Source organism: Candidatus Cloacimonadota bacterium (genome assembly GCA_034722995.1).
Classification (GTDB): Bacteria; Cloacimonadota; Cloacimonadia; order JGIOTU-2; family JGIOTU-2; genus JAGMCF01.
This window is the reverse complement of the sequence record JAYEOL010000022.1, coordinates 1-11,491: the sequence shown is the minus strand read 5'-3', so window position 1 is coordinate 11,491 and position 11,491 is coordinate 1. Positions and strand designations below refer to the sequence as shown.

14 protein-coding genes and 1 tRNA gene are annotated in these 11,491 nt (G+C 33.1%); all 15 read right to left on the bottom strand.

The features are described 5' to 3' along the window. Positions 1-115: 115 nt before the first annotated feature. A complete protein-coding gene (locus tag U9R23_02710; protein ID MEA3475346.1) occupies positions 116-1,471 on the bottom strand; it encodes a phosphomannomutase/phosphoglucomutase in 1,356 nt (451 codons plus the stop codon). Between the two features lie 285 nt (positions 1,472-1,756). Then, complete coding sequence (locus tag U9R23_02705) at positions 1,757-3,466, bottom strand: choice-of-anchor Q domain-containing protein (GenBank protein ID MEA3475345.1); 1,710 nt, start codon at positions 3,464-3,466, stop codon at positions 1,757-1,759. A gap of 58 nt (positions 3,467-3,524) precedes the next feature. Continuing rightward, complete coding sequence (gene rdgB, locus U9R23_02700) at positions 3,525-4,124, bottom strand: RdgB/HAM1 family non-canonical purine NTP pyrophosphatase (GenBank protein MEA3475344.1); 600 nt, start codon at positions 4,122-4,124, stop codon at positions 3,525-3,527. Positions 4,125-4,244: 120 nt separating this feature from the next. Further along, positions 4,245-4,583 (bottom strand): four helix bundle protein, encoded by a 339-nt coding sequence (locus U9R23_02695; GenBank protein MEA3475343.1) that lies wholly within the window; start codon positions 4,581-4,583, stop codon positions 4,245-4,247. Between the two features lie 145 nt (positions 4,584-4,728). After that, the gene (locus U9R23_02690) at positions 4,729-5,226 is read right to left on the bottom strand and encodes a YkvA family protein (protein ID MEA3475342.1); all 498 of its coding nucleotides are present in this window, start codon (positions 5,224-5,226) and stop codon (positions 4,729-4,731) included. Beyond that, on the bottom strand, positions 5,223-5,738 hold the full coding sequence (locus U9R23_02685; protein ID MEA3475341.1) for an NUDIX hydrolase: 516 nt from the start codon (positions 5,736-5,738) through the stop codon (positions 5,223-5,225). Before U9R23_02685 ends, U9R23_02690 begins: the two co-directional genes overlap by 4 nt. Before the next feature lie 5 nt (positions 5,739-5,743). Continuing rightward, complete coding sequence (gene efp / locus U9R23_02680; protein ID MEA3475340.1) at positions 5,744-6,304, bottom strand: elongation factor P; 561 nt, start codon at positions 6,302-6,304, stop codon at positions 5,744-5,746. Positions 6,305-6,346: 42 nt separating this feature from the next. Beyond that, positions 6,347-6,946: a recombination mediator RecR gene (recR, locus tag U9R23_02675; protein ID MEA3475339.1), complete on the bottom strand. Its 600-nt coding sequence runs from the start codon at positions 6,944-6,946 to the stop codon at positions 6,347-6,349. Next, entirely contained in the window at positions 6,943-7,269 is a 327-nt protein-coding gene (locus U9R23_02670) for a YbaB/EbfC family nucleoid-associated protein (GenBank protein MEA3475338.1), read from the bottom strand. Before U9R23_02670 ends, recR begins: the two co-directional genes overlap by 4 nt. Positions 7,270-7,467: 198 nt before the next feature. Continuing rightward, positions 7,468-8,544, bottom strand: coding sequence for an AI-2E family transporter (locus tag U9R23_02665; GenBank protein MEA3475337.1), 1,077 nt, complete (start codon positions 8,542-8,544; stop codon positions 7,468-7,470). Position 8,545: 1 nt separating this feature from the next. Next, positions 8,546-9,040 carry a cyclic nucleotide-binding domain-containing protein gene (locus tag U9R23_02660; GenBank protein MEA3475336.1) on the bottom strand — a complete coding sequence of 165 codons (495 nt, stop codon included), beginning with the start codon at positions 9,038-9,040 and terminating at the stop codon, positions 8,546-8,548. Between the two features lie 10 nt (positions 9,041-9,050). Further along, positions 9,051-9,734: a small multi-drug export protein gene (locus tag U9R23_02655; GenBank protein MEA3475335.1), complete on the bottom strand. Its 684-nt coding sequence runs from the start codon at positions 9,732-9,734 to the stop codon at positions 9,051-9,053. Continuing rightward, entirely contained in the window at positions 9,722-10,411 is a 690-nt protein-coding gene (gene pcm / locus U9R23_02650) for a protein-L-isoaspartate O-methyltransferase (protein MEA3475334.1), read from the bottom strand. Before pcm ends, U9R23_02655 begins: the two co-directional genes overlap by 13 nt. A gap of 45 nt (positions 10,412-10,456) precedes the next feature. After that, complete coding sequence (gene surE / locus U9R23_02645) at positions 10,457-11,215, bottom strand: 5'/3'-nucleotidase SurE (GenBank protein ID MEA3475333.1); 759 nt, start codon at positions 11,213-11,215, stop codon at positions 10,457-10,459. A gap of 149 nt (positions 11,216-11,364) precedes the next feature. After that, a tRNA-Asp gene (locus tag U9R23_02640) sits at positions 11,365-11,441 on the bottom strand. Positions 11,442-11,491: the final 50 nt, after the last annotated feature.

The window sequence follows — 11,491 nt, the reverse complement described above, 5'->3', positions numbered from 1 at the left end:
TTTAAATATCAAGATTTATTCTTATAACCCTAAATAAGAATAATCACCTTTTACTTATTTTCCTGTTTTAGGATTCATCGTTTATAATAAAAGTAACAAACGCTATTGTTGATTTCTATTTAATAAACTCCTGCACTTTTTCAGTAATCATTTTTTGAATTTCATTTAATCTTTCCTGGGAGGTGCTCTCAAATCTTAAGACCAAAGCCGGTTGAGTATTTGATGCACGCACGAGTGCCCAGCCATCATCAAAAGTTATACGCATTCCATCAATATCGTTTATATCATAATTCTTTTTTGAGAAATAACTTTTTACTTGTTCCACAACTTCAAATTTTATCTCATCAGGACAATCAATTCTAATTTCTGGAGTATTATATGTTTCAGGAACATCTGCAAGTAATTCACTTAGTTTTGAATCAGATTTAGAAAGTATTTCCATAAGCCTACCTGCTGCATAGATTGCATCATCAAATCCGAAATATCTATCAGCAAAAAACATATGACCACTCATCTCACCACCAAGTAAAGCTCCTTCTTCTTTCATCTTCTGCTTGATTAGCGAATGTCCTGTTTTCCACATAATTGGGATACCATCATGTTTGCTAATATCATCATATAGATTCTTAGATGATTTAACTTCAGAAATAATTATTGACCCGGAATTTGTTTCCAAAACATCTCTGGCAAATATCATCAATAATTGGTCTCCCCAGATAATATTACCATTTTCATCAACTACACCAATACGGTCAGCGTCGCCATCAAATGCTATACCTGTATCGGCATTTTTAGACTTCACGGTTAAAATCAGGTCTTCCAAATATTCAGGAATAGTGGGGTCAGGGTGATGATTGGGAAAATTTCCATCCATGTCTTCATATAAAGATATAACTTCACATCCCAATCTTTCAAATAGTTTCGGAGCAACTGGACCTGCCGTGGCATTTCCAGAGTCTACCACAACCTTCAATTTTCTTTTCAAATTCAAATTATTAACTAAATAATTCTGATAATCTTGAATTACTTTTTTATATTGTTTACATTTTCCATTTCCAGCAATATATACTCCATCTTCAATAATTTCTCTTATTTTTTGTATCTCTTTTCCGTAAATTGAGAAAGTTCCAACACAAAGTTTGAATCCATTGAACTCTGGCGGATTATGACTTCCAGTAATCATTACTCCACCATCAGTTTTTAGATGTTCAATTGCAAAGTAGAGAACAGGAGTTGGTACAGTGCCTACATCAACCACATCACAGCCGGTTTTTAGCAATGCATTAGAGAATATCTGGCGAAATCTATCAGAACTTAAACGGCAATCACTACCAAGGGCAATGCTCTTTAAATCCTTGTTTCGAATATAAGTACCAAAACTCAAAGCAATGTCTTCGACAACAATATCTGTTAAGTCCTTATCAACCACTCCCCTGATATCATATTCGCGGAATATCTGTTGATTAAGCATTTTACCTCCAATGAATCAACTTTGCCATAAAATTTCACAAAAATCTATAATTCTTATTAAATAGTGTCTGTCCGTAAATGTAGAACGAGGTTCTAAGCTCGTTTTCTTAAGGCACATTTTCCGTGGAATCTGCCTTTGGCATGAAAAGCCTATTTACATTAACGACCTTGGTCAGTCTCGGCGCCCAGACGGAAAGGTCGTTCTACAAACAATGACCTTACGGACAGACACTAAATATTTTCATTTTTATGATGTTGTTTATATCTCTTATTTAACATTTCACAACTATTTCAACAAAAGGCACTTCTTAATGTCAATAATTTTATCTCCAACTTCCAATTTATAGAAATAAATTCCTGAACTTAATGGATTACCATTCTCATCTTTTCCATCCCATTCGATTGACGATTTATTATTTATCCCGATAGCAATCGGGAACAATTGCTTAATTAATTGTCCTTTTACATTATAGATCTTTATTCGTGCCTGCCCCGTTAGATGCTTGCTATCTAATGGGGGGAATTTGTGTAACCTCGTGGCTAGATTAAATGAAATAGTTGTCGAAGTACTAAATGGATTAGGATAGTTCTGGAATAATCCAGTAGCTATTGAAGATTCATCAAACCCATCTACTCCAACTTGCTTTTGCCATTCATAAGCACCCATATCTATTATTTCATTCACTATTCTTGGATTTCCATCTAAATCAAAGGGTGGTAGATTAAGCCCAGTTGTATCAGGATTACCAGCATCTATACAAGGAGACATAGTAGAATCTTGTATTGGAAAGTTCGCCCATGTTAAATGGAAATCTCCATTTTCCGGGTCAGCAAATAATGGGTCTGCGTCTATGTTGCCTTCACCAGTCCAGCCACCTTGAATATCTGAATAAGTTGAAAAAACATTTCCAGAATATACATAGATTTCTTGGGGAGTATCATTCCATAGAATACAATTTACTAAACTGGGAGATGAATTAACACAGTAGAGCCCACCCCCATAATAAGCAGTATTACCACTGACTGTGACATTGGTTAACATCGGACTTGAATCTCTACAGTAGATACCACCACCATCATATTCAGCAGTATTTTTACTGATTGTAACATTGCTCAATATGGGACTGGAATTATCCCAACAGAAAATCCCACCACCATCATATTCTGCAGCATTTTCACTGATCGTAACATTTGTAAAACTCGGACTGGAATTATTATCACAAATAACGCCACCACCATATAAACCAGCATTTCCTATAATGGTAACGTTGGTTAAACTGAGATTGGAATTTGAAAAGCAGCAAATTCCACCACTATAACCTGCATTTCCAATGATAGTAACATCGATTAAAATTGGATTTGACTCACTACAGTAAAAACCACTACCATACCAATCAGCAGTATTTCCACTTATAGTAACATCACCTAAAATAGGATTAGAATTATCCCAACAGAAAACTCCACCACCATTACCGTTAACAGCAGTATTGCCACCTATTATAACATTATTTAAACTTGGGCTAGAACTACAAATACAGTAAATCCCACCACCATGTTGTACAGCAGTATTTTCAATAATAGCTACATTTGTTAAACTTGGACTGGAAGAAAGTATACATAAAATCCCACCACCTCTTAAAGCAAATCCATTTGTAATTATAAAACCGGCTAAAATTGCTGTTGAATCCTCCCCACCGCTAAATTCTACCACATGTCCATCCTCGTTACCATCAATAATGGTTTGTGAAATATAGATTGTATCCTGGGTTGTTAGGAATAATGAGCCAACTGTGATGTTCTTCCCGTTATAATTAATGTTTTCTACATAGGTGCCAGGTTGAACTAAAACTGTATCGCAATTATCTGCAATATCAATTCCATCTTGTATTGTCGGCTGGTCATTAGGTACATTGATTATCTCTGCTATTGCAAGACTGAAAGAAAATAGGATGATAGCAATTAGTAACAACTTGGATAATATAATTATTTTTTTCATTGTTCCTTTCTCCTCATTCTAACTTAATTTTTTTTGTTATTTAGTATAATTTGGTGGTTTATATATTCTTAATATTTTCCTCAATTATACTTCTTATTTTTCTGAGAGCAATACCTCTATGACTGACTTTATTCTTCTCCTCTGAGGAGAGTTCTGCAAAACTTTTATTTACATTATCATAATAAAAAATAGAATCATAACCGAAGCCATTTTTGCCTCTTTCTTCAAATCCAATATAACCTTTGCATTCACCATTAACTACGAATTTGCTACCTTTTTTGTCAACAAAAACAATAACTGTTTTAAAGGTTGCTGTTCGTTTTTCTTTTGGGATATCCTTTAACATATAGAGGAGTTTTTCTCTATTTTGTTCGTATGTTGCATTCTCGCCAGCAAATCTGGAGCTATATACACCTGGTTTGCCATTTAAAGCATCAACGAATAAACCTGTATCGTCAGCCAAAACAGGGAGTTTGAAATTTTGCCAAATTGCTTGAGCTTTTTTCCCCGCATTACCTTCTAATGTTAGCTTATCTTCAATTGTATCAGGAAAAGAGTCAAAATCTTTGAATGTTAAAATGTCTATGTTTAAATCTTGTAAAAGGGATTTTATCTCTTGTATTTTGTCTTTGTTTTTAGTTGCAAGAACTAATTTCATAGATTTCACTATTAACACATTAATAAGATAAGATAATGTTTCCCCTTTAGCGTAAGTTACTGATTAAATGGAAGTAGCAGTAGCAGTTAGCAGTAGCAGTTAGAAGGGGGGCAGCTGTATTTATTTATCGGGGATGAACCGCTCAGGATGATTAGCCATGCTACCTAACATTTTTCCAACTTCACCATATCTTCTAGTTAAAGTTTGATAAATACCTTTAGAAATATAACTACAGTCTTTTGCAAAATTTATCCAGACTATAGTCTCACTGGCTTCTCCATCTGCATCTGTAATTTTTGAAGTAAAATACTTTGGATAACGTCTTTTGCGATAAGCTTCTACTATATTCGAACAAACTGAACGTGAAGAACGCCGGATTTGGTCAGTTAAGGCATAAATTTCTTCTTTTGGGAATGATTTTGATATATTAAAAATTTCCATAGCTAACTCATAAGCCATTTGGTTTACCCCGTTGGATATAGAATTCTTTACTATAAATATGGGTTAAAATGCAATTTAGTATCCAACGGGGTAAACCTTTAAATCCTCAAAGCCCCCTAACATTTTTTACCTCGTTCTTTACTGCCGCTGCTTCTGCTAACTGCTACTTTATTCCCGCTCTTTTGTTCACCCAACGAGTTATCTTACCAATTATTCTGTTTGACAAAATATCATTCCCAAGTTTTATAATTGATTGAATCCTTTCTAAAATATCTCCTTCACCACTCCAATGCTTTTGTAAAATCTTTTTATCTGTTTTTACAAAAATGGTGTTCAAGCCAATCGCAATTAGAACCAAATCATCCACAAAACCAATTACTGGTATAAAATCAGGAATCAAATCAATAGGAAGGAGTACATAAGCAGTGATAGCTCCAATAAATAATTTTTTCTCTTTTCCTATTTCTTTATCAAGCATCAATCTCCATAAGAGCATAAAAAAATCTGGAATAAGCAGAACATATTCTATAAATTTTATATACCTTTTACCAACATAATTAGTAGCAGATTTTCTAACTCGCTTTCTAAGCAAATCGTAAATTTTTTTACTTTCATTTTTATCTATATTTAGATTTTCTTTAATATCTTTCTTTTCTTTCATAAGATTCCTTCTTCCTTTTTGATTATCTCAATAAACCTTCTATGAGAAGAAAATGGTAAATACGGCATTTTTGAGACAGTAAAAAATTTTGCCTCAAGAGCATCATCACCTGGCTTTAGTTTTCCACCTATTTTTTCTAAATAAAATCCAAAAGAGATAACTCTTTTACAAATGGGAGATTCTTGCACAAAATATCCCAATGATTTTTTGATTTTGCCTTTTAATCCAGTTTCTTCTTCTAATTCTGCAACAGAGCATTCTGCAGGATTCTGATTAATCTCAACATAACCACTTGGAAGCGCCCATTTGCCGGCAGAAGGTTCAACTTTTCTTTTTATAAGCAAAATCTCATTCTTCTCATTCAGGACAACGCAAGCAGAAGCAGGAACAGGATTCTCATAATATGTCCATCCACAATCAGGACACCATTTTCTTGTTATGTCTCCTTCTTTTTTATCTTTTAGAAGGCTTCCGCATTTGATACAATATTTTGGTTCAAGAACTGAATTCATAATAATTACTTAACCCTCTCTATGTATTCTCCTGTACGAGTATCTATTTTTACAACATCCCCTTGATTTACAAACATTGGAACATTAACTTTCAAACCTGTTTCCAATAATGCACCTTTTGTAGACCTCGAAACCGTATCACCCTTTACTCCTGGTTCACATTCAGTTACTTTCAGGTTTACAGTAGTAGGTAATTCAACACTGATTATCTCATCACCAATTGTTAAAACAGCAATTTCTATATTTTCTTTAAAATACAACTTTTTATCTCCCAAGAAATCTTCTGCTATCTCAATTTGCTCGTATGTAACAGGATTCATAATGACATAATTACTTCCATCAAAATAAAGATATTCCATCTTATGCTTTTCAAGACGGATTTCTTCCATTTTTTCTCCTGCACGAAATGTATTATCAATCACAGCTCCAGTTTTGACATTTTTGAGTTTTGTTCTTACAAATGCTCCACCTTTCCCTGGTTTTACATGTAAGAATTCTACAATTTCATATAAATCGTTTTTGAAATTAATTATCATTCCATTTCGGAAATCTGCTGTTGATGCCATAACATAATCTCCATTCTGTCGTTAAATTCAAAATAGTAATTTCTATTTTATTTCATTTCTATTTTTAATTGCGCTTGCTAAGGTTTTTGAGCTGATAAACTCAATATCTCCACCAATAGGAAGTCCTGTTGCTAATCTGGTGATTTTTAGGTTCTTGCCATTAAGTTCTGATGTGATGAATGACATTGTAGTTTCACCATTACTGCTTGGATTAAGTGCTAAAATCAATTCAGTAATATCACCTTGACTTATTATCTTTTGTAATTTCGGGAAATTAATTTGCTTTGGTCCTATTCCATTAAGGGGAGAAATTAAATTTCCAAGGACAAAATATCTGCCTTTATATTCGCTTGTATTTTCAATTAAATAAACATCCTGAGTTTTTTCAACGATGCATAAAACATTTTTTAATCGTGTTTCATCTTTACAAAAGGAGCAAGGACTTTCCTCAGAAAGCATATTGCAAATTTCACATCTTTTAATAGAGTTAATAGACTCTTTAATTAAGTTTGCAAGATCTAATGCGGATTGTTTATCCCCACTTATAAGATGGAAAGCGAGTCTTTCTGCAGTCTTTTCCCCTATTCCTGGAAGCTGTTTAAATCCGTCCTTTAATTTATCTAAATTTCCTTCAAACTTCATAAACTTAATCCTGGAATTTTAATACCACCAGTCAAACCTGACATCTCAGACTCAATCATTTCTTTAACCTTTTGTCTTGCCTGTTCAATAGCTGCAACTATCAGGTCTTCTAACATTTCCACATCATCGGGATTAACAACTTCCTTATCAATTTTTAATGAGAGTATCTCTTGATTACCGTTCAGGGATACCTTTACCATTCCACCACCGGAAGAAGCTTCAATTACTTTATTTGAAAGCTCCTCCTGACTTTCCTGAATTCTCTTTTGCATTCTCTGTGCTTGCTTTAATATCTCTTGTATACCTTTTCCACCTTGATACATTTATAATCCTCCTATAATATACTGCGATTATTTTCTTAAATATATAAATTATACATAAACTAAAATCTATTTCTTAACTGTCAACAATTTGAATGGGTGAAATAGAATTTTATATTCCTTTAAATAATTTATTCCTAAATTAATAAAATTTCTAATTAATCCTACACCTCTATATTTTTAAAATACGAACCTCATTAGTTATATTATCTCAAACTGTTTTAAACTTTTGGCAGAAACCTGAACAATTGTTTTTATTAAGAAAACAACTGGAACAGCAAAAAGCATACCTAATATACCAAAAGCATATCCACCGGCAATTACTGTTAACAATACCAAAAGAGGGTGCATATCTATACTTCTGCCAACAAGCCAGGGAAATAATATTAAACTATCTATCTGTTGAACAATGAAAAACATTATTGTGACCCATATCAAATAAATATCAGGGGTGGGACCAATTAGAATTACAAACATAGTTGGGATAGCTCCGATAAATGGACCAAAATACTTTATAGGATTCGCAAGACCTACAATTATACCAAGTATCAATGCATAAGGGATACCGAGAATAAGTAAACCTATAACTGACATTAGAGCGACAAGTATAGTCTCTAATAATAAAGCTCTAAAGAATTTGCCAAAACTTTCTTCTATCTTTTCAAAAAGATGAAGACAGAATTCAAAATAACGATTGCTGATCTTTGAAAAAATATTTCTCAAGAAAACTCTTTCGTCTCTTAACATAAAAAAACAGACAACAGGTACAATAATTAAGAAAGCAAATATATTAATTATGCTACTTATTGATTTAAATAAAATTTGTGGAATTTGTTCAAATAGTTTTATTAATCTTTCACTTACAAGTAATTCATATTTTTCAATTCCTAAAAACGGAAATTTTTCTGCCAATCGGTCAATAGAATTAGATACCTTTTCCAAACCCAAGGACTTTAAACTAAGGGCTTCAGGATTTTTCAGTAATTCCTTAAAATTACTTGAAAGATCTACACCCTGATCTCGTATTTGAGGAATCACAACATAAATCATAAGTACAATAAGCATAGCAATAACAAGATAAACTATTAAGATTGATAGTGTGCGTGGGATATGATACTTTTCAGCATAATTGATAATTGGTGAAATCAAATAAGATATTATAAAAGCTACAATAAGATATGAGATAATAAATCTATAAAAAAGAATAGCCGCTACAGTCAAAGCAACGCAAACGGCGAATAGTATCCACCTGATAACCTTTGCTCTTTCTATTGCCATATTACTTTTCTTTCCCTTCAATTAATTCCTTGTTCAGTTTTATAATGTGCTTGCTAAGAATTTCTCCAGATTTGTAAAGTATTTTAGTACCAGCTCTGGGAAATCTATCAATAAAATTTGCTAAGTCCTTTTTTGAGACCCCTAACAAAACAGAATCTTTAACTGCGACAGCAGATGCTGTGCGCTTTTCGTCCAAGAACAAGCCAATTTCACCAAAAAAGTCAAATGGATAAAGTGTATTCAAAACATGCGACTTATCTTCTATTTCTAAATAAACATTAAGCTCTCCCTCTTTAACAATATAACATATTACATTAGGATAACCTCTCTTAAATACTTGCTCACCAGCTTTGAAATTTCTCACATATATATATTGCCTTAAGTTTTTTCTTTCATTGTGAGTAAGATTTTCAAATAAAGCTACGCTGGATAAGAATTTAATCAACTCCTTTTCTTCATTGATACTTTTTAAATTCTTCTTTTTAAATCTCTTCATTTTTTTTCTCCTACTGTTTCTCTGGGTTCTGTATTGGTCGCTTTTTAATACTATTAACAATCCAGATAACAAATAATATAATCAAAACTGCAGTAGCAATTACAGCTCCCCATATTCCAAACAAGCTAAGAATAGTGACAATAACTCCTGCAAGACAAATTCCTATCAAGATACATATCAAAGATGGAACAAACTTAATACCAAAAAGATAAGCAGCGATACTTCCTGTCCAGGCTCCTGTTATAGGAAGTGGTATCATCACGAATAATATTAGTCCCAATTCTTCATACTTCTGGACAACTGCCCCTTTTCTCCGAGTTCTTGCAAAAAGCCAATCAAAAAATCTTTTTAGAATTGGAATTCGTGTCAAAAGTTTAATCCCATATCTCAATATCAACAAAATAAATGGAATTGGCAAAAAATTACCAATTATTGCTAATAAATATGATTTATGCCATGACATTTTAAATTCAGGATGATTTATTGCAAAGGGAATAGCAAGTCTTAATTCAAAAATCGGAAGAGTAGCAAGAGCAATAACTATCGCATCCTTAGAGAAATTCCTTTTTTCTAAATACTCTGAAACTTTCGCTTGCTTCTTTATGTCTGTTTCTTTTTCTATTTCACAAAGAAGAATATTGGACAAAAAAGCAAGTAAAACAAATAAAAGTATAAACCTTTTCACTGCTTCCATCCATGTTCTCCAATAAGGGGAACAAACATACAACCACCAAAATTTTCTCTTTTAATTTTATTATTTCTTTTTGAAATTCTTAACAAATCTTGTGAGAAGTGCTTACCATACGGAATTACCATTCTTCCATTATCAGCAAGCTGTTCAATCAATTTCTGAGGCATTTCTGGTGCTGCGGCGGAAACGACTATAGCATCAAACTTTATGTCAACTTCTTTATAATTGCTCAGCACATTTTCATTCATTGAAAAATCGCTATGTGTCCAGCCAAGTGTTCCATCGCCAACCTTTATAATAATATTCTTATAGCCCAATTTCCTTAATCTTTCTTCAGCACTTCTTGCCAATGGTTCTATCCTTTCAATTGAATAAACATATTTAGATAATTCTGCCAATAAAGCAGTTTGATAACCTGACCCAGTTCCAATTTCTAAAACTATATCATCCTCATTTAATTCTAACAACTCAATCATTAAAGCAACAATATAAGGCTGTGATATTGTTTGCCCATAACCAATACTTAAAGGGTGGTCATAATATGCAAACTGAGTCATAGATTTTGGGACAAAAAGATGTCTTTCAACTTTCAAAAAAGCTTTTAACAACCGCCTATTATGAATACCACGAGCTCTGATTTGATGCTCAACCATTAATTCTCGCTCTTTGAAAAAATCCATAATTATACTCTGATAGATACTAAAAATCAGTATTTATTTGTCTTGCTATGATTGAAATTTTCTCTTAATCCAATTTTCTATTTTGGGGAAATATGAATAATTTGTCATATCAATATTTACAGGGGTAATTGAGACATATCCGGCTTTTATAGCATCAAAATCCGTTTCGCCATCTTCTGACCATTCAGGAATCTGTCCTCCAATCCAAAAGTATTGTTTGCCTCGTGGATCCGTTCTTTCTTCAATAAAGTCAGAATAAATACGGTGTCCTAGTTTTGTTAGTTTAATCCCCTTAATTTCATTTATTGATAAAGGTGGTATATTGACATTAAGAATAGTTTTTGGTGAAAGTATTGATTTTAAATCTTTATTAAGAAGTAAATCAACGATGGCAGAGCAATCGGCAAAATTTCCTTTTTGATAAGATGCCAATGAAACAGCAATCGCTGGATAACCCATATTCATCGCTTCAATCGCAGCAGAAACTGTGCCAGAATAGAGAATATCCTCTCCTAAATTGGGTCCGTTGTTGATTCCCGAAATAACCAAATCAGGTTTATTATTCAAAATGCTATTGATTGCCAAAATCACACAATCAGTAGGAGTGCCATCAATCGCATATTTATTTTTGCCAACCTTAACGATTCTAAGTGGATGATGCAAAGTCAAGGAATGTGATGCAGCACTTCTTTCTCTATCTGGAGCAACAATGGTAATATTATATTTTTTCTCCAGAATTCTTGACAACTCTCCGATGCCTTCTGCAAAAACTCCATCATCATTGGTTAAAAGAATATTCTTCATATAAAAAAAATCTTCTGTTCAGAAATTGATGTCAATGTTTTATTGTTCTGGTTTGTAAAAAAAGGCGGAGCAATTCCGATTAACAAATCGGGACGACCTTTCCGACCTGTCAGGACATTCTAACCAACTGAACTGTAGTAATTTTTCAATGGCGGGAGCGACGAGACTCGGACTCGCGACCTCTAGCTTGACAGGCTAGCGTTCTAACCAACTGAACTACGCCCCCGCAATTTTAGTTTCTACTTATACAATCAGATTGTTATGTCAAGTATTTTA